This window comes from Streptomyces sp. NPDC050121 (genome assembly GCF_044460385.1).
GTDB classification, from domain to species: domain Bacteria; phylum Actinomycetota; class Actinomycetes; order Streptomycetales; family Streptomycetaceae; genus Streptomyces; species Streptomyces soliscabiei.
The window spans coordinates 28,095-47,289 of sequence record NZ_JBITJV010000025.1 but is presented as its reverse complement, the minus strand read 5'-3'; the positions used below and the strand labels follow the sequence as shown (position 1 = coordinate 47,289).

At 70.3% G+C, this 19,195-nt stretch carries 11 protein-coding genes and 1 pseudogene; 3 read left to right on the top strand and 9 right to left on the bottom strand.

Translation table 11 applies throughout. The annotated features are described in order from the left end of the window. Positions 1-25: 25 nt before the first annotated feature. Positions 26-934, bottom strand: a complete 909-nt coding sequence (locus ACIBTS_RS31720; RefSeq protein WP_399323907.1) for a hypothetical protein — start codon at positions 932-934, stop codon at positions 26-28. 33 nt (positions 935-967) lie between these two features. Beyond that, a pseudogene (locus ACIBTS_RS31715) lies at positions 968-1,369 on the bottom strand (ATP-binding protein). 204 nt (positions 1,370-1,573) lie between these two features. On the opposite strand from ACIBTS_RS31715, the gene ACIBTS_RS31710 reads away from it, so the two are divergent. Both ACIBTS_RS31710 and ACIBTS_RS31705 read left to right on the top strand, forming a co-directional pair. Continuing rightward, positions 1,574-2,425 (top strand): helix-turn-helix domain-containing protein, encoded by an 852-nt coding sequence (locus ACIBTS_RS31710; protein WP_399323905.1) that lies wholly within the window; start codon positions 1,574-1,576, stop codon positions 2,423-2,425. 8 nt (positions 2,426-2,433) lie between these two features. Further along, positions 2,434-2,694 carry a DUF397 domain-containing protein gene (locus tag ACIBTS_RS31705; protein ID WP_399323903.1) on the top strand — a complete coding sequence of 87 codons (261 nt, stop codon included), beginning with the start codon at positions 2,434-2,436 and terminating at the stop codon, positions 2,692-2,694. Positions 2,695-2,705: 11 nt separating this feature from the next. Here ACIBTS_RS31705 and ACIBTS_RS31700 read toward each other — a convergent pair whose 3' ends face one another. The 3 genes from ACIBTS_RS31700 to ACIBTS_RS31690 form a co-directional block, all read right to left on the bottom strand. Continuing rightward, a complete protein-coding gene (locus tag ACIBTS_RS31700; protein WP_399323902.1) occupies positions 2,706-3,161 on the bottom strand; it encodes a hypothetical protein in 456 nt (151 codons plus the stop codon). A gap of 75 nt (positions 3,162-3,236) precedes the next feature. After that, the gene (locus ACIBTS_RS31695; RefSeq protein WP_399323900.1) at positions 3,237-9,998 is read right to left on the bottom strand and encodes an SDR family NAD(P)-dependent oxidoreductase; all 6,762 of its coding nucleotides are present in this window, start codon (positions 9,996-9,998) and stop codon (positions 3,237-3,239) included. A gap of 48 nt (positions 9,999-10,046) precedes the next feature. Continuing rightward, entirely contained in the window at positions 10,047-11,789 is a 1,743-nt protein-coding gene (locus tag ACIBTS_RS31690) for a fatty acyl-AMP ligase (RefSeq protein ID WP_399323899.1), read from the bottom strand. A 203-nt stretch (positions 11,790-11,992) separates the two neighbouring features. On the opposite strand from ACIBTS_RS31690, the gene ACIBTS_RS31685 reads away from it, so the two are divergent. Beyond that, the gene (locus tag ACIBTS_RS31685) at positions 11,993-13,486 is read left to right on the top strand and encodes an MFS transporter (protein ID WP_399323897.1); all 1,494 of its coding nucleotides are present in this window, start codon (positions 11,993-11,995) and stop codon (positions 13,484-13,486) included. 6 nt (positions 13,487-13,492) lie between these two features. Here ACIBTS_RS31685 and ACIBTS_RS31680 read toward each other — a convergent pair whose 3' ends face one another. From ACIBTS_RS31680 to ACIBTS_RS31665, 4 genes are all read right to left on the bottom strand, one after another. Continuing rightward, positions 13,493-14,731, bottom strand: a complete 1,239-nt coding sequence (locus ACIBTS_RS31680; protein ID WP_399323895.1) for a glycosyltransferase — start codon at positions 14,729-14,731, stop codon at positions 13,493-13,495. A 12-nt stretch (positions 14,732-14,743) separates the two neighbouring features. Beyond that, the gene (locus ACIBTS_RS31675) at positions 14,744-15,790 is read right to left on the bottom strand and encodes an alpha/beta hydrolase (RefSeq protein WP_399323893.1); all 1,047 of its coding nucleotides are present in this window, start codon (positions 15,788-15,790) and stop codon (positions 14,744-14,746) included. Between the two features lie 322 nt (positions 15,791-16,112). Next, positions 16,113-16,820 (bottom strand): LuxR C-terminal-related transcriptional regulator, encoded by a 708-nt coding sequence (locus tag ACIBTS_RS31670; RefSeq protein WP_399323891.1) that lies wholly within the window; start codon positions 16,818-16,820, stop codon positions 16,113-16,115. A 273-nt stretch (positions 16,821-17,093) separates the two neighbouring features. Further along, the gene (locus ACIBTS_RS31665; RefSeq protein ID WP_399323890.1) at positions 17,094-19,187 is read right to left on the bottom strand and encodes a PQQ-binding-like beta-propeller repeat protein; all 2,094 of its coding nucleotides are present in this window, start codon (positions 19,185-19,187) and stop codon (positions 17,094-17,096) included. Between the last annotated feature and the right edge of the window lie 8 nt (positions 19,188-19,195).

Genomic DNA, 19,195 nt, shown 5'->3' with positions numbered 1-19,195 from the left:
CGCCACGCTGCTCCCTGAGGGTGGGTTACTCGGCGGCGAACAGGTCGTCGGCGGCGGTCGCGTGGACGGCCCGCTCGGACCAGACGGCGAGCTGGTCGAGGTCGGTGCAGGATTCGACGCGCTCACGAACGCGATCGGGGACATCGATGCCGCGCCAGCGCAGGATGTTCAGCGTCATCTCGACGCCTTTCACGATCTTTCCTTGCTCGATGCCCTGCTCGATGCCCTGCTCGATCCCTTGCCCCCGCACCTCTTCGGCGAGCGGGTGTCGCCAGAAGTACTGCATCGACGTCATGAGGTCCCTCCACATCTGACGGGCCTGAGCGTCTGTCAGGCACGAGTCGACGAACTGCACCAAGACCGCGGCGGTGTCCGCGTCAATGGTCTTCAAGGCCGCTGCCAGCGATTCCAGTATGCCGGTGGCCTTGCGCCCCCGACCGTGTGTCATCGCCGAAAGCACCGCAAGCGTCGGGTCCCGCTCGGCCTCCCGGACGTCTGTGATCACCGGCACGCTGTCGGGGCCGAGCACGAACGGCCGCACGGTCAACGACGGGCACCCCCGCACCCCCAGATCAATGGGCTTGGCCGCCCAGCGAGCCGTGGCGCTGCTCTGGGTGACGACGATCAGCACAGGCTCGCAGCGGAACTTCTCGTAGAGGTAGCTGAGGTAGTACGGCCAGCTGCCCCGCTTCCGTTCGTCGGGATTCCCCTGCGACTCCACGACCAGCAGGTACGCGCCCTCGTCCGTCTCGGCCCGCAGCAGCGTGTCCACGCGCCGCTCGACGGGCTCGATCTCGGTGAGGTCGATGTTCATGGCCGCGAAGTCGTGCGGCTCGGGGAAAGGGACGTGTAACACCTGTTGCAGGGCACGGGTCAAAAGCGCGGGATCCTTCTGGAAGATCCGGTGCAGGGCTTCGTGCGACGAACCGACCATCGGCTGTCCTTTCTGTCTGACGTGATCAACGAGCTACGCCGCATTCAGTTCGCACCAGACCAACTTGCCTCGATGCCCCATGCGGGACAGCGGCTGCCAGTGCCAGAGGTCCGAGCAGGCCCGCACCAGGGCCATGCCCCGGCCGGTCTCGGCGTCGCCGAGCTCCTCCAACCGGCTTGGCGGCTACGGCCGTTCGGGGTCGGCGTCCCACGCGCCGATCTGCAGGACGCCGTCCCGGAAACGGATGCGCAGACATCCCGGCCCCTTGGTGTGCAGGACGACGTTGGACATCAACTCCGAGGCGAGCAGCTCCGCCGTGTCGGCGAGGTGGACGAGTCCGTGGAGGGTGAGGACCAGACGCAGGGTGCGGCGGCAGACGGTGACGGCGCGGGGGTCGGTGGGGATGTAGAGGGAGTACTCCCAGGGTTCGGACATACGTCAACTCCGGTTGGGGGTGGGGTGGTTGGGGGCACGGTGGCAGTGCCGCAGCCGTCATGGCAGGACGGGGCGGTGCGCTTCCGCAGCGTGAAGGTCGCGTCACTGACGGCATTTCCTAACATTAGGAAGACGCAAGCCGTTGCCCTATCCTGGCCCCGAACGAGGTACGTCAACAGTGCAGTTGAGTACGAGGAGGTGCCGGTGCCACCCAAGAGGCATCTCACGGCCCGCCGGGTGCGCCTGGGTGCCGAGCTGCGCAAACTCCGCGAGGCGACGGGCATGAAGTCCCGCGAGGCAGCTGCGCTGCTCGGAGCGGACGCCGTCCAGATGAGCCAGATCGAGTCAGGCGTCGCGGGGGTGAGCGCGGAACGCGTACGCCGCTTGGCCGCCCACTACGCCTGTACAGACGAGGCGTTGATCGAGGCCTTGGTAGCTATGGCGAACGACCGCACGCGCGGTTGGTGGGAGGAGTACCGAGGGGTGCTGCCCCCGGTGTACTTGAACGTCGCCGAAGTCGAGCACCACGCTGCATTCCTCCGCGAGGTCGTGATCACGAATGTCCCAGGGCTGCTCCAGACCCCGGACTACGCCCGTGCGGTCTTCGGTTACATGAATCCAGGACTGCCCGAGAGCGAGCTGACACCTCGGGTGGAGCACCGGATGAAGCGCCGCACCGTCATCGAGGGCGACCACCGCACCCCGTACGAGACGATCGTGCACGAGTTCGCGCTGCGCATCCGCGTGGCCGACCGTCGGACCTCGCTCGCTCAACTCCGCAACATGCTGGAGCAGATCGAGCAGGGGAACGCCACCGTACGCGTCATCCCCACCGATCAGGAGGGCTTCGCCGGCGCGGGAGCCGCGATGCTATACACCGGCGGCGCCGTACCTCAATTGGACACAGTGCTCCGGGACTCCCCCGCCGGAACCCTGTTCATCGACGCGGAGCCCCAACTGAAGGCGCTCCGAGCACTGTTCTCTAAGGTGGAGAAGGCGTCGCTGAGCCCCACGACGTCCCGGGACTTCATCCACAACATGGCGAAGGAACTGTGAGGCACCCCATGGCCCAGGACCTGAACTGGCAGAAGTCCACCTTCTCCGACGGCAGTGAGGGCAGCACCTGTGTGGAACTCGCCGCGTCCTGGCAGAAATCCACGTTCTCCGGCGGCGCCGAGGGCAACGCCTGCGTCGAACTCGCCGCCTCCCCCACCCCCGTGCCCGCCGCCCTCCACCTCCGTGAGAGCGACGCCCCGGACGCGGCTCTCACCACCACGCCCACCGCCCTCGCCCACCTCCTGGCAGGGATACGCGCCGGGGTTTAGGGCCGGGCCGGTCAGCGTTCGGCGCCGTAGCCGGTGATGTCGCCGCTGCGTGCCGCTGTGACCAGGGCGATCGTCAGGGTCGCGGACCAGGTGAGGACGTGGATCGACGGCGGGTAGCTCGCGAGGGTGTAGCCGTCGCCGGTCAGGGCGGCGGCGGACAGCAGTGCCACGGGGAGGGCCGCGGTGACTCCTGCGAGGAGGCCTCGCAGCAGGGGGCGTGCCAGGAGTCGGCGGGGGGCCAGCGCCAGGACGAGGCCGGTGGCCGTGCCCAGGGTGACGCCCACCGCCATGCTTCCCAGTACGGCGAACCCGCCCGCCGACGCCAGCTCCCACGCCGTTCCCTCCTGGCCGCCGACCAGGAAGACGAACGCCGCCACCAGACACAGCACACCGGCGATCCCCGCGGGCCACGCCCCGATCAGCGCGCCGAGGCGCGCGCCCCTCCAGACCACCGTTCGTGTCCGCATGCCTTCTGCTCCCGTCCAGGGTTTGACCCCGACAGAGCCCGGCCGTACTCGCCGTGGCTGAGGCCGGTCGGCAGTCTACGAGGAAGCCGCGAAGCGCTGCCGGAGATGTCGCGCGATCGTGGCGACACTCGGCGGGTCGATGAGGGAGAGGTGGTCGCCCTCGACCGGGACGACTTCGAGAGACGGGCACAGAGGCGCCCAGCCGAGGTCGGCTTCCTGCCTCAGGTAGCGCGGGTCGAGCGCCGTGGTGAGTGGTTGGCCTTGCTGGGCGCGGTAGAGGACCACGTGAGAGTCGTAGGGGCGGGGTGTGTAGCGCTCGCCCACCCTGGCGTCGATGTACGAGGTTCGCTGGTGCTCCATGATGCCCGGGCTCATGTCGAGGCCCGCTTCGGACACCAGGCGCATGACCACGTCGATCTGCTGGTCGTCGGGGGTGGCGGCGAGTTCGTCGTAGTCCAGGTCCAGGCGGTGTCCGTACGTCTTCTCGATGTATTCGGCGAACCGGCCGAAGCGTTGCAGCAGCAGGTCGGAGGAGTCCAGGCCCGGAAGGGCGGCGGGCAGGATGGTGTCGATGAGTCCGAGGAAGTCGACGGCTTCGCCGGCGTCCGTCAGCTGTTGCGCCGTCTCGTAGGCAAGGCAGCCGCCGAAGGACCAGCCGAGGAGCCGGTAGGGGCCTTGCGGCTGGATCTCCCTGATGAGGGTGAGATAGTGCGCGGCCTTCTCCTCCATCGTGCCCACACCGTCCAGCCGTTCCATTCCGAACACGGCCTGGTCGGCGGGCAGTAGTTGGGTGAGGGGCTGATAGACCGAGGTGGGCCCCCCGGCGGGGTGGAAGGTGAACAGGGGGAGCTCGCGGGAGCCCGGCAGGGGCGGGCGCAGGGCGTTGACCGGTGACTCACCGGTCGGGTTGACCGTCGGCCGGATCAGTTCCGCGATGGCGGCGACGGTCCGTTGCCCGAGCACGGTCTCGGTGGTGAGGTTCGGGCGGGCGTCCCCCAGACGGCGGCGGATCGCGTCGACGAGTGCTCCGGCCGAGCGCTGGTTCCCGCCTGCCTCGACGAAGTCGGCGTGGACGTCGGCGGGGCGTTCCCGCAGGACTTCCGCCCAGGCGCCGGCCACCAGGCGCTCGGCGGCGTCACGGGGTTGGATCGTGCGCGGCAGCTCGGGCGGCGCCGCGCTTGACGATGCCGTGGCGTCCTGGTGTGCGTCCGCCCCCGCCGGTGAGGCCGCCCCCGCCGGTGAGGCCGCCCCGTCCGTGTCGCGTGCACGTGCGAACCCCAGTCCGAGCCCTTGGAGCACGTTCTCACCGATTTCGCGCAGCGTCGCTCCCCGTAGCAGGAGGTCCGAGGGGACTTCGACGGCGAAGTCCTGCCGGGCGGCGTTTCGGATGCGCACCGCCATCAGGGAGTCCAGGCCCAGTTCGGTGAGCGCAACCGCGTCGTTCAGATCGGCCGGACTGAAGCCCATGATGGCCGCTGTACGTCTGACCAGGCGCGAGTACACCGTGTCCGCTGCGGCGTCACCGAGGGCTTCGATCCGAGCGGGTCCGCCCCAGTCCTCCATGGCTGTCGCGTCGGTGCGGAGACTGTCCGCGAAGAAGGGGAGGGCGGACAGGCTCGGGAAGGCCTCCAGCAGGCGTTGGGCGTCGAGGTGGACCACGCCGGTGTGCGTGCGGTTGTGGACGACGAGCGTCTGCAGGGCGTCCAGTCCTTGGGGCACCGTGAGGTAGTCCATCGCGAGGGCCCGGTGTGTGGGCGCGGCGCCCGCGCCGCTCCAGGGGCCCCAGGCGATCGAGACGGCGGGCCTGCCTTCCGCTCTCCGGCGATGCGCGATCGCGTCCAGCCAGGCGTTGGCGGCCGCGTAGGCGGCTTGCCCGGGGGATCCGAGAAGCGCGGCCACCGAGCTGTACGACACCCACCAGTCGATGTCGTGGGAGGCGAGGGCTGCCTCGAGGTTGAGCGCGCCGGTCACCTTGGGCCGCAGAACGGTGTCGATGTCGGCGGGCTCAAGGTCGGTGATCATGCGGTCGTGCAGGACGGCGGCGCAGTGGGCGACGCCACGCAGCGTGTGTCCCTCGCTGAGGGCTGCCTGCACCAGGCGGGGCGCCACGTCCGGATCGGCGATGTCTCCTTGCACCACGGCGATGGACGTGCCGCGGGCGCGTAGTTCGGCGATGACCTGCTGGCTTTCGGGGGTGGCGGACCGCCTTCCGTTGAGGACCAGGCGGCCGGCTCCCTGTTCGGCGAGGCGACGGGCCGTTTCCAGGCCGAGGCCGGTGAGTCCGCCGGTGACGAGGTAGGCGCCGCCCCGGCGGGCGAAAGGCACCTCGTACTGCTGCTCCGTCAGATCCGCGCGGGCGAGGCGGGCGACCAGGCGGGTACCGGCTCTCCAGACCACCTCGTCTTCGGGACTGTCGCCGAGCAGTTCCCGTGCGAGGTCGTCGACGGCGTCGGGCTGGGTGTCGATGTCCACCAGACTCGCCCGCAGGGTGGGTTCCTCGATGGCCAGCGCGCGAACGAGGCCGCGCAGGCAGGCCAGGTGCGGCTCACCGGCTTCGCCCGGTGTCGCGGCTCGGGCCTGCACGGTGACGAGCCAGAGCCGGGGCGGTTGCGGTGTGCGGGAGCCGTGGGAGGCAAGGAGTCGTGCGGTCTGCGCGGCTCTGTGCAGGGCGGCGGCATCGGCTTCGGTCCGTCCGGTCAGCAGCAGCACCACAGCGCCCAGATCGCCCTGGCCGGTGCTCCTCAGCCAGTCCTCGACCGACTGCCCGTCGTCCACGGCCCGACCGGCCTGGATCGTCGTCCGCACGTTTCTCGCTTCGAGCGCGGCGCTCAGGGTCGCGGTCAGGGTGCCTTCGCCGGTCGGGAAATCGTCGGCCAGCAGCAGGGCGCTGCCGAGTGGCCCTGGGAGCGGAACGGACGCCTTCTGCCACTGGATCTCGTAGGCGAACGATTGGAGGTGCTGGGGCACCTCGTCGCGTCGGGTCGGACGCAGTTCCAGGCCCTCGGCCGTGATCCGTCTCTGCGATCCGACCGCCACGACGTTCCAGCGGGAACCGGGTTCCCCGCTCTCCGCGCCTGTACCGGGCGTCGGTTCGGTGGTCGTCCCGGGGTCCGGGAAACACTGGACGTCGTAGGTCGAGCCGCCCGGAGCAAGGCCCTGGACGCGCAGGCAGCGCAGAGCGGCCGGGATGATCTCGGCGGAAGCCGAGTCGCCCTGGGAGGTGTCGTGCCCGAAGCCGGTGGTCGCAGTCGCGACCGGCGCGTACAGCACCGCCCCGAGGAGCTCTTCATCGGCGGAACGCCGGTTGGGTTCGTCCCCGGCGGTGAACGTCGAGTGGCTGACGACTGCGGGGGGTGCGGTGGAGACGTCGGCGGGAGGCGGAACGGGGTCGGTGTGCAGCCGGGCCGAGGCATGACAGTGCCATGCGCCGTCTGTGGCACGGGAGTTGACGGTCACCCTCGCGTAAGGGCCGGTCGGCTCCCAGACGATGGTGGCCGGTGTGCTGCCGGACAGGGGGAGCCACCGGTGGATGGCCAGTTCCTCGATGCGAAAGTCGTCGATGCCGTCACGTCCGTGGATCTCCTGCGCCGCCGCGATCAGGAGCGCGGCAGCCGCGGCCAGGTCGAGGACGGGGCGGCCGTGGATGCGGCGACGGGGGCCGTGCGCGGTGTCCGTGCCGACGTCGGCCTGCCACAGAACGGCTCCCGTGCGGGGGTCGTCGACGCGAAGCCCCAGCAAGGGGTGGCCCGCGACAGGTGACGTGGTGAGGGAGCCTCGGCGGCCGAACCAGTGGCGTTCGTGGCGCCAGGCGGGAGTCGGAAGCGCTACCTGCGTGCCCCGGGGCCACACCTGGTCCTCGTCCAACCGCACCCCGGCCAGGTGCAGTCGGGCCAGTGCCGTGCGCAGGTCGACCGCCTCGTCGCGGCGCCTGTGCAGGGTGGGGATCACCTCCGCTTCGGAGTCGTCCCGGGCTGCCTGCAGCGTTTCGCTCAACGGGATGACGGCGACGGCGTGCGGTGAGATCTCCAGGAACAGGTCGTGTCCGGCAGCGGCGGCGGCCAGCACGGCCTGTTGCTGGCGTACCGGACTGCGGAGATTGGCACACCAGTAGGCGGCGTCCGCGTGCACCTCGGCGCCGGGGTCGTCGAGCACGGTGCTGTACCAGGGGACTTCCGGCTTGCGGGGACGCAGCGCACCCAGGGCTTCCCGCAGTCTCGGCACGGCGGGATCCACCGCGGGCGAGTGCGCCGCTGCGCCGATCTCCAGAACCCGGGCCAATCTGCCTTCGGCGGTCAGTTCGTCGACCAGGCGCTGCACGGTGTCGGGCGGCCCGGTGACGGTACATCTGCGGGGTGACGCGTACGCGGCGATCTCGATCCCCGGAAATCGTGACAGGACCCGCGCGCGCTCCTGTTCGGACAGTTCCACGGCGGCCATGGCGCCGGCCCGCTCGATGCCGGTGGCGGCGAGCTCCGCCGACCGGCGCAGGACGACACGCAGGCCGTCGGCCGGGTCGAGGGCTCCGGCGGTGACGGCGGCGCCGATTTCTCCCATCGAGTGGCCCATGACGGCGGCCGGGTGCACACCGTAGGACTGCAGAGTCCGGGACAGGGCGATCTGCATCCCGAACACCAAGGGCTGGACGCGGTCGACGTCGGCGCAGTACTCGGGCAGGGAGAGCATGTCCGTCAGGGACGCTCCTGCCTGGGCCTCGTACAGGGGATCCAACTCGCGGACGGCGTCGGCGAACAGGGAGTCCTCTCGCATGAGGCGCAGTCCCATCCCCGGCCATTGGGAGCCGTGCCCGGAGAAGACGAAGACCGGGCGGCGGGCGCCGGACGACCGCCCGGCGGAGTCGTCGGTGCGGGCGGACACGAGGCCGGTGACTTCTTCTTCGCGTGCCAGAGCCGCGAGCCGGCCGGTCGCCTCCTGATGGGTGCGTGCGACGACAGCGGCACACACCGGACCCCTGCGAAAGCGGGCGAGTGTGTGCGAGAGGTCCCTGAGTGTGGGCGCGCCGCCAGCGGCCATCCTTCGGGCGAGACTCTCCGCCGCGTCGCCGATCCGGTCCCCGGAGCGGGCCGAGACGATGAGGACGTGCGGAGTACCCGTGTGGTCGTCGTCGGCGTCGAGGGCCTGCGGTGGGCGGATCTCTCTGCTCGGGGAGTGTGCGGGCGCCCGTTCGAGAACGACGTGCGCGTTGGTGCCTCCGAAGCCGAAGGCTGATACGCCGGCCCGAGCCGGGCGGTTCCTTCCTTCCGGCCAGGCGACAGGCTCCGTCACGACGCGCAGCCGCAGTCCGGTGAAGTCGATGTGCGGGTTGGGCGTGCGGAAGTGCAGGGTGTGCGGAATCCGGTCGTGATGGAGCGCCAGTACCGTCTTGATGAAGCCGACGATGCCGGCGGCGCCTTCCAGATGGCCCAGGTTGCTCTTCACGGAGCCGATGAGCAGCGGCTGATCGGCCGTCCTGGCGCCGCCGAGGACGGCGCCCATCGAGCCGGCCTCCATGGGGTCTCCCAGCAGGGTGCCGGTGCCGTGCGCCTCGACGTAGTCGATACTGTCGGCTTCCACCTGCGCGTCGCGGAGGGCGCTGCGCAGAAGGGCCTCCTGAGCTGCGGGGTTGGGCGCCATGAGCCCCGCCGAGCGGCCGTCGGAGTTGACCGCCGAGCCCTTGACGACGGCGAGGATCCGGTCGCCGTCGCGCTGGGCGTCGGCCAGTCGCTTCAGGACGACGACCCCGCAGCCCTCGCCCCGGGTGATGCCGTTGGCCGCGGCGTCGAACGGTTTGCAGCGGCCGTCGGCGGCCAGCACTCCGGCCTGTTCCAGGGAAGAGGTGACGGTGGGGGACAGAAGAACGTTGACGCCCGCTGCCAGTGCCGTGTCGCACTCGCCGTCGCGCAGGCTCCGGCATGCCTGGTGCACCGCCACCAGCGACGATGAGCAGGCCGTGTCCACGGTCAGGCTCGGACCGTGCAGGTCGAACAGGTACGACAGCCGGTTGGCGACGATGCTTCCCGCGGCTCCGGTGCTGGTCCAGGGAGTGAGTCGGGTGGGGTCCGCCGTGGTCAGATGCCCGTACTCGAGGGCGCTGAGACCGACGAACACGCCGGTGTCGGTGCCCTCGAGAGTGTGGGCCGGCCGTCCCGCGTGGTCGAGGGCTTCGCAGGCGACTTCCAGCAGGAGGCGCTGTTGTGGGTCCATGACTTCGGCTTCGCGCGGGGTGATGCCGAAGTGGTCCGCGTCGAAGGTCTCGATGTCGTCGAGGAAGGCGCCTTGACGGGGGGTGTGTTCCAGCAGGGCGGCGGCGCCGGGGCCGGTCACGAAGTCCCGCCAGCGTTTGGCCGGGACCTGACCGGTGAGGTCGCTTCCCGCCAGCAGGTGCTGCCACAGCGCGTCGGGTCCGTCAACGCTGCCGGGAAGGCGGCAGCCGATGCCGATGACGGCGATGGGGCAGGCCTGCGGGGGCGTCTCGGCCGCGTTGCGGGCCGGACGGGCGTCGGCCGCGGCCGGGCGGCTCTCGTGGGACTCGGCCGGGTTTGCCGCGACCGGCTCGGGCCTCTGGACGGTGGCCAGATGCCGTACCAGCCGCTCCACGGTCGGGTTCTCCCACAGCAGCGTGGCCCGCAGAGGCCTGTCCAGTGCTTGTTCCAGGTGTCCGGTGAGCGCGACGGCGGCCCGGGACGTCAGACCGTATTCGGCCAGGGGCCGGGTGTCGTCGAGTTCGGCAGGTGGGATATCGCAGGTCTCGGAGATGAGCCGGCGCAGGGTGGCCCGTAGCCCGGCCTCGGTCACCGACTTCTGCCCGGACACTGCGGCCGGTTCCCTGTCTGGTTCCATCGCTCTCTCCCTGCGTGCACTCTCATGTGGTACGGGTCTATGGCGCGCTCAGGCGTCCGAGACCGTCGGCCAGTCCCCTGCCAGATACCGTTCGCGGCATGCGCTGCGGGCGACCTTTCCGCTGGTGGTGTGTGGGACCGCGCCGGGTGGCACCAGGACGAAATCGTGGACGGCCACACCGTGCCGCGTGGCGACTGCAGCCCGTACGGCTCGCGTCGCCTCCTTGGTGACGGTGTGCGGATCGCTGACGTCCCGGCCGTGTTCGGCGACGACGACCAGGCTCTCGCCGTCTCCGCCGGCCACGGCGAACGCGGCGATGTGGTGCGGGCGAAGGGCCGGATGCGCGGCCTGAACCGTTTCCTCGATGTCGTGCGGATAGTGGTTGGTCCCGTCGATGATCACGAGGTCTTTCAGGCGCCCCGTGACGTAGAGCTGCTTGTCGTGCCACACCCCCAGATCCCCTGTGCGCAGCCAGTACGTGCGCGAGTCGTCGCCGTGCGGCGTCGCGCGGAAGACCGTCTCGCTCTGGTCGGGACGGCGCCAGTAGCCGCGCCCGATGTTGGGGCCGCGCAGCCAGATCTCTCCGATGTGGCCGTCTTCCAGGCGCTGGGAGGTCGCGGGATCGGCGATGGCGATCTCCTGGCCGGTGGGCCGTCCGCACGCCACGAGTTCGGTCACGGCCTGCTCGTCGGTGGTGATGACGGTGCGAGCGACTCCCTGCCCGATGGCCTCGCGGTCGAAGGGGGTGACGGTCGGCTCCTCCCCTGCCGGTGAGGCGCTGACGAACACGGTCGCCTCGGCCAGCCCGTAGGAGGGGCGCATGATGGTCCGCATCATGCCGGCGCAGGAGAAGGCCGCCTGGAAGCGTTCGAGGGTGCGCGGTCCGATGGGCTCGCTCCCATTGACCATCGCGGCGACCTGTCCCAGGGACAGTTCGGCGCGTTCTTCTGCCGTCACCCGCTGTACGCAGTAGTCGTAGGCGAAGTTGGGTGCGGCGGTGATGGCTCCGGGGTGCAGGCTCAACAGACGCAGCCAGCGCACCGGCTGCTGGATGAACGCCAGTGAGTCCATGAGGACGGAGGGCATGTGGCCGACGATCGGGAGGGCGATGGCCAGCACGAGTCCCATGTCGTGGTAGAGCGGCAGCCATCCCACGGCGCAGTTGCGGCCTCGTCGGAGGTCATACGCCTCGAGCGCCTGGCGAGCGTTGGCACAGACGTTGGCATGTGTGATCTCCACACCGGTCGGGATGCGGGTGGAGCCCGAGGTGTACTGCAGGTAGGCCACGTCGTCGGGCTGGGGGTTGCCCAGTTCGCGGGAGGGCTGCACGGCGGCCTCCCCCAGCTCCTGCTCCGTGATGACGCGGCAGCCGGAGGGCACGCCGTGTTTCGCGCAGAAGTCCGTCAGGGCCGTGCGCCCGCCTTCGACGGTCAGCGCGAACGTGGGGGCGGCGTCCTTGAGGATCGCTGCGAGCTTCTCCTCGTGCCCTGGCAGGGACGGGGGGAAAAGGGGAACGGCAATGGCTCCGGCGCAGGCAGCCGCGAGGAATCCCACGACGTATTCAAGGCTTTGTGGGGCGACGATCGCCACTCTCTCGCCCGCGGCGCCGAGGTGGCGCAGGCCGGTGGCCAGGACGCGTACCCGGTCCTCGACCTGCCTCCAGGTCAGCGAGGTGGGGACTCCTGCAATGTCGGTGCTGTGGTCGACGAACGTGAAGGCGGTTTCGTCCGGCGTGAGTGCGGCAACGTGGGCGAGATAGTGGCTGAGTGTGTCTCTGACCGAAGATGGCACTGACTCACCGAACCTTGAGGTAAATGGGCGAAAGCGGCCCTCGGCCATGACGGATTGGCTGGAGCCTTTGTCAGGCATAGCGGGCGGCGGCGGGCGTACGTCACCGCTTGCGCGGTTCCGGATGCAAACAGCGGACAATCAGCGAAACATAGGGCTGTCCGCTATCACCTGTGACACGCCGACAGAGAACGGAACGGTGCGACATGAGCCGACTGCGTATCCTGAGCGTCGTCGCAACCGTCATTCTCTGCACATTCCTCACCGCTCTCGACAACACCGTGGTGAATGTCGCCCTGCCTCGGATGCGTGCAGAACTCGCCCTGTCCGAAAGCGATGTCAAGTGGGTGGCTACGGGGTATCCACTGGCATTGGCCAGCTTTCTGCTTCTGGGCGGGCAGCTGACCGACACCAGGGGCCGGCGCTGGACCCTGCTGACGGGGCTGACGGTGTTCACCGCCTCCTCCGCGGGCTGTGCACTGTCGGCCACAGCGGCGATGCTGGTCTGCTTCCGCTGTCTGCAGGGGGCCGGCGCCGCCCTGATCCTGCCCGCCTGCCTGGCCCTGATGTCGCACGAGCTGCCGCGCCACGTGCGTGCCGTCGGCTTCGCTGCCACAACGGCCACGCTGGCTTCCGCGCTGGCACTCGGGCCGGTGATCTCCGGTGTCGTGACGCAACACCTGGGGTGGGAATGGCTCTTCGTCATGAATGTTCCCCTGGGGTTCGCCGGCCTTCTCGTCGGCGCCCTGGCCGTACCCGTTTCGCCCCTGCCCGAGAGGGGTTCGCGTGCGCGGAGCCTGGCCGGCCTCCCGTCCCGGGTGATCGCCCTGGCGTGCGTCTCCCTGGCAGCGATCGTCTATTGCCTGATCCAGGGACCGAGCTACGGGTTCACCGACCCGTTCGTGATCATCTCGGGTATCGCTGCCGTGACGGGTGCGCTCACACTCTGCTGTGGGAAGAAATTCCGCCGCGGTCCGAAGCTGGGAGAACTGTTTCGACAGCGGCCTTTCAAGGGCGGGCTCATTTCCCAGCTCTTGTGGGGCCTCGGAGTGAGCGGCGTGTATTTCTACACCTCTCAGTTCCTGCAGAACGGTTTGCGACTGAGTCCGACGGAGGCGGGACTGACGTTCACTCCGGTGGCCTCCGCGCTTGTCCTTACGGCTCCGTTCGTCACCGCCTTGGCCAGACGGTGGGGGGACGGCCGGGTCTCCGCCGCCGGTCTGCTCCTGGTCGCCCTGGGCCTGCTGCTGGTGGCGCTGGGCAGTGTGCGAGGTGCTCTCGTCGGCCTGCTGCCAGGGCTGGCCTCGGTCGGTGTGGGCTCCGCGCTGGCGATCCCGCTGACGACCCGGGCGTTGGAGTCGTCGCCTCGTCACCTGTCCGGCGTCGCAGCCGGCTTGTTCAGCGCCACGCGGGAGATGTCCGGTGTGTTCGGCATCGCGCTCATGGGTGCGGTGGTGACCTTCGTGCAGCGCCGGACTCTGTCCGCGGGAACCTCGCACGACACGGCCTTCCTGGTGGCGTATCAGGCCGGACTGTGCATCGCCGCGGCTTTGGTCGGAGCGGGGGCGCCGGTCGCGGTGTGGGCTCTGCGTCACCCCCGTGAACCTGCACGAGAAGGCTGCGGGCTGTCGAAGCCGTCGGCGGACGAGAAGGTGCAGGCGCGCGGCGGTGACGCTGCCCGTCCCACCGCCGAACCATGAGGCCGGCTACACGAGCTGGTTCAGGATGAGGCAGGCACGCGCGACGCCGTCCTCGGCCGTCAGGGCACGGCCCAGCCGACGGGCCGCCTCGGCATGGCCGCCGTCCTCGGTGACGGCTCGCAGGCGGTCGGCGAGAGCGGAGACGGTGAGCTGCCGGAACGGCAAGGGCTTGGGGCCGACTCCGAGGCGGTGCACCCGAGAGGCCCAGTAGGGCTGGTCGCCGAAGAACGGGCAGCCCAGGGACGGCACTCCGGAACGCAGTGCCGAGGCGGTGGTGCCCGCGCCGCCGTGGTGGATCACCGCGGCCATACGGGGAAAGAGCCAGCTGTGGGGGGTGTCCCCGACCACGAGCACGTCGTCGTCGCTCGTGGTGGGATCCCCGGCCAGTACCCCACGCAGTCCCGCGCGCCGCAGTGCGGTTCGTACGACGCGGTCGGTGGCCTCGGGGTCACTGGATCTCATGCTGCCGAAGCCCACGTACACGGGCGGGGGCCCGGCGTCGAGGAAGGCGAGCAGGCGACGCGGCGGTTCCCACAGGGGCGGTTCATGGTGCCAGAAACCGGTCAGGTGGACGTTGGGTCCCCAGTCGGCCGGCCGGGGTACGACGGCAGGGCTGAACGCACACAGCACGGGGGCCCGGCGGGCTCGGCGGACCGGGCCGAGCCGGGAGAGGGCGGGAAGACCGAGTCCCTCCCTGCGCCACATGTTGACGAACCGTCGGCACACCAGCCACGACCCCAGGTCGACCGCTTCGAAGCTGAGGCGGTTTCCGGGAGATCCGAGGAGACGCGCGGCCGGCGCGAACGGGTGGGGGAACTCTCCCGTGGGCTGGCTCGGCTGATAGTGGATGATCGCGTGCGGGACGTCGAGGTACTGGCTCAGGTGGACGCCGAGGAAGCTGAACGTGGGGGCCAGGACGAGATCGGCTCCCTCGGCGCCGGCCTGGGTCGCCGCGAACAGGCGAGAGAACAGTGGCCGCAGGATCCGGTTCATACCGCGGATGAACGTGACCGGGTTACGTCCGCCGGACAGCAGCTCCTGCCCTTGGGACGACTCGATGATCTCGGTGGGGTCCACCGGAACCGGGTGGAACTGCAGACCTGCCGCGGTGATCAGCTCCCGGTGGCGGGGGCTGGCGAGCAGCCGGACGGTATCGCCCTGGCGCGTCAGCGCCCCGCCCAGTGCCAGGCACGGCTGAACGTCCCCACGGGACCCTGCCGCGAACATCACCACTGTTCGGCCCATTGGCCCGCCTCGCTAGTCGAGTTCCTTCATCATGGTGGGCCAGATGCTGTGCAGTTCACGCTGCCAGTAGGGCCAGGAATGCGTCCCGGGCCGGTAGAAGTGCGTTGTGACGGCGACGCCCGCGGCGCGGAGCGATCCGGCGAATTTCTTCACCGACGCCGGGGACAGCGCCACTTCGCCCACGGCGCCCGCCAGGATCACATCGATCGGATGGCCGGTGTCCAGCGGTCCGGGCTCCCCGCTGCCCATGGACAGGTGAACCTTCGTTCCGCGGAAGGCGCGTGGCATGGCGGCCGGGTTGTGGGCCTGCCAGTTGCCGCGTTGTGCCGTCGGGTCGCCCCAGACGTCTTTGACGTTGGTGCCGTCCTGCTTGGAGATCAAGTCGATGAAGAGCCGCACCGCGGGGTCGTTGAGGTCGACGTATGTGCTCAGGGCGGCCGTGTACCGGAACATTCCCTGGTGACGCGCCGTGTAGTTGAGCGCGCCGAGGCCCCCCATCGACAGGCCCACGACGGCCCTGGAGGAGTTGGCGCGGAAGCTCCTCTCCATGAGCCGGACCAGTTCGGTGGTGTGGAAGGTCTCCCAGCGGGGCGTGCCGGCGTACCAGTCGGTGTAGTAGCCGTGCTTCCCGCCGTCGGGCATCACGACAACGACGTCGGAGTTCTTCGCCAGTGCCTCGACGTCCGTCTCGCGCGTCCAGGAGGTGTAGTCGTCGTCCCCGCCGTGCAGCATGTAGAGCACGGGGAACCTGCGTTTCCTGTCGCTGTCCCAGCTCCTGGGGAGGATGACGCGGACCGGCACAGACCTTCCCATGGCCGGTGACTGGACGGTCAGGTCCAGTGTCCGGGCGTCGAGTCTCCTGACGGCTGTGATCCGGGCCTCGGCGGCGGCCGACCGGGATGCGTGTGCGGCGCCGGGTGCGGCCGCAGCTGTCCTGGCGCCGTGTGCGGCCGCAGCTGTCCCGGCACCGTACAGCGGTGTGAGCAGCAGGAGGCAGGCCAGAAGGGAGCAGCCGACGAGTCGTGCCCGGCCGGCGGGCATCATGCAGGCGGATGGCATGGGCTGTGGGACTCCTTGGGGGGGGTGAAACCCGGAAAGGGACGCGGCACTGCTGCAGCCACGAGGACTCGGCCCGATTCCACGCACTGTCGGCCCAGGCGTGCCGTCAAGCAGGCAGTCGGCCAGGACAGGCGTTTCGTCCGACCGCCCGAGAGGGCGGCGACGGGGCTCTCCACGCCGACGGACATTTACCTACAAGGCGGACATTCACGTGGGAGACCATGCCGAAATGTGCCCGTCGAGCACCAGCCGACACACCGAATTTCCGAGGGAAATGATCAGCTCGGTGACGTCACGCCGGGCGCCAGGGCATGCCGAGGGATCAGGATTGCGACCCCGCGTCCGTGTGCCGAGGAGCATGCGGAAGGGGCCCCGCACGGTCCAGCAGACCCGTCCGGGCCGCCAGGGCCGCCGCCTCCAGGCGGGAGCCCACGCCCAGTTTCATCAGGACGCGTTGGACGTGGGTGCGGGCCGTGGACGGGGCGATGCCCATGCCGGCGGCGATCAGGCGGGTGTCCTCGCCGTCCGCCACCCGGACCAGGACCTCCACCTCCCTCGGGGTGAGCATCTGAAGGAGGCGCTGGCCCTCGTCGTCCGGCTGGGCCGCCGGGTTGAGGAGCTCGCTGAACGCGCCCTGCAGCAGTTGGGGAGCCACCGCCACCTCGCCCGACCTCGCCTTCATGATGGCGCGTTCCACGCCCTCTATGCGTTCGTCATGGCGCACATAGCCGGAGGCGCCCGCCGCGAAGGCCGCCGCGATGCCGCGCGGGCTCGGCACCGGCCCGAGGACCAGGACCGCGACCTGCGGACGCTCCCGCTTGATGCGGACGACGGGGTCGAAGATGCCCGGCTCGGCCGGGGTCGCGGTGCCCAGCAGGCACACCTCCGGGGCGCGGGTGATCACCAGCTCGGCCGCGCCCGCGGCCGGCGCCGCCGCGGCGAGCACCCGGTGCCCCCGCAGCTTGAGTGCCGAGGCCAACGCCTCGGCGAGCAGTCGGTGGTCGTCGACCACCATCAGCCGCACTCCCATCGAGCAACCCCCCAGTCCCTGTATGGATGCCCACACGGACCCACACGGACCAACCCGGAACGAAGCCGGACCAAACCCGGACCAACAAAGGGGTGCCCCCCGGCACCCCGTCCTTCATGCCCCCGGAAGCTACACGCTTGTTCGACGTTGCGCTCCCCCTACCGGTGAGAAGTGCCCCGGATCGCCGAAATTCCTCGCATTCGAGGGTCATGCGCGGTACGTGAACGGCCCCGCCCCTGAGCAGGGACGGGGCCGTCACGGCGATTAAGACGATCAGCTGCCCGCGCCGCCGAACGCGACCGCCAGATACTGCGGGTCGCCGCCCGAGGTCGCGCCGTCGTCGGCGTACACCTCCGACATGAACAGACGCCCCTGGGAGAACAGGACTTCGGAGTACTCCGGGGACATGCTGGTCTCCAGGTCGTGCACCGAGTCCGTGGCCGGGTTCACCATCAGCTTGGTCTCCTTGAAGGAGCCGCCGTCGATGCTGACGACCTCGCCGCCCTTGTCGTACGGCGGCCGCTTGTACGCGATCAGGTTGGTGCCGTCCATGCGCAGCGGGTAGATCGTGTAGCCGTCGCCGGCGTCGGCGCGCTGGCCGGTCTGCTTGCCGGTGGCCAGGTCGAAGGCGATGACCTCGTTGGTGCGGCTGTAGTCGCCGCCGCCGTCGTGCTCCTCGGTCGGGATGTAGACCTTGCCGTTGCCGACGGCCAGTCCGATGCAGGCCTCGATCCGGGTGATGCCTTCGCAGTCGGCCGCGTAGTCGTCGCCCGGCACGGAGATGCGGGTGCGCAGCTTGCCGGTCTTGTTGTCGATGGAGAAGAGGTCCGAGATGCCGCTGCCGTCACCGGCGCTGTCGCCGACGTCGGCGGCCACCACCAGGGGGTCGGTCGACACGACGGACGCGTATTCGATGCCCGCGGCGAGCTTGTACTCGGAGAGCACCTTCCCGGAGGCCGGGTCGATGGTCTGGATGCCCAGCTGCGGGTTGTCGTAGTCGCCGCACTTGCGCACCGCCACCAGCTTCGGGCCGCCGCCGTAGCCGGCGTCGTAGCAGGTGTCGGCCGGCTTCGGCGACCACAGCACCTTGCCGGAGTCGATGTCGAAGGCGGCGCCGCCCTGGGTGCTGCCCAGCGCGACCGTGTTCGCGCTGACCGTGACGTTGTCGAAGTCGATCGCGTAGTCACCGGACGAGACCGTCTTCTTCCACAGCTGCTTGCCCGCGGCGAGGTCGATCGCGGCGACCTGGTCACAGCGGGCGGTCTCGGCGCTGCTCGCCTGGAAGACGATCGCCGTGCGGTAGTCGTCGGTGGCGAACTTGCTGGCCTCGCACACCGGGCCGGGCAGCTTCACCGTCCACAGCTTCGTGCCCTTGGCGAGGTCGTAGCCGCCGATCTCGCCGGCGCCGGTCTTCACATACGCCTTGTCGGTCACCCAGGAGCCCCGGACGCCGACATGGGCGCCCTTCTTGATCGCGGGCATCGGGACCTTGAAGAGGACGTCGGAGGCGGGGTTGGCGGGCACCTTCTCGCTGCCGCCGGAGGACGTTCCGCCCGTGCCGCCGGTGCCTCCCGTACCGCCCTTGTCGCCGCCGCCGGTCGGACCGGCGGTGCTCTTCTCCTTGTCCTTGCCGCTGCCACCGGACTGCGAGTACCAGACCCCGCCGCCGATGATCAGCGCGACCGCGGCGACGGCGGCGACGATGATCGCCATCTGCGCGTTGAACTTCCTGCCGGCCCCGCCGCCACCCGGCTGGGGCTGCATGGGCATGGTGGGCGGCGCGGGGTAGCCGTACCCCGGCTGGGGGGACGGGTATCCCGGCTGACCCGGTTGCCCCGGCTGGCCGGGCTGGCCGGGCTGGCCGGGCTGGCCGGGCTGGCCGGGCTGCCCCGGGTAGCCGTACCCGGGCTGCTGGCCGTAGGGGGCGCTCGGCTGACCGTAGGGGCCCGGCTGCTGGGGCGGCTGACCGTACGCGCCGGGACCGGCCGGAGCGCCGGGCACGGGGGCGCCCGGCTGGGCCGGGTAGCCGTAGCCGGGAGCGGCGGCCGGGGGCTGCGGGGGCGCGGCCGGCTGACCCGGCGGCTGACCCGGGGTCTGCGGGTAGCCGTAGCCCGGCTGGGGCTGCGGAGGACCGGCCGGGGCTGCCGGCGGCGGGGGCGTCTGCGGTGCCTGACCCGGGGCCTGGGGCGCCTGGGGGTAGCCGTAGCCCGGCTCCGGGGCCTTTGCCGGGTTCGGGGCGGGGGGCTGCGGGACGGCGTCCTGCGGGACGGCGTCCTGCGGCGGCGGGGGCGGGCCGAAACCGCCCTGCTGCGGCTGCTGAGGCTGCTGAGAGGGCTGGTTCGGGGGCGGGGGCGGCGGCTGGGTCATGGTGTGGG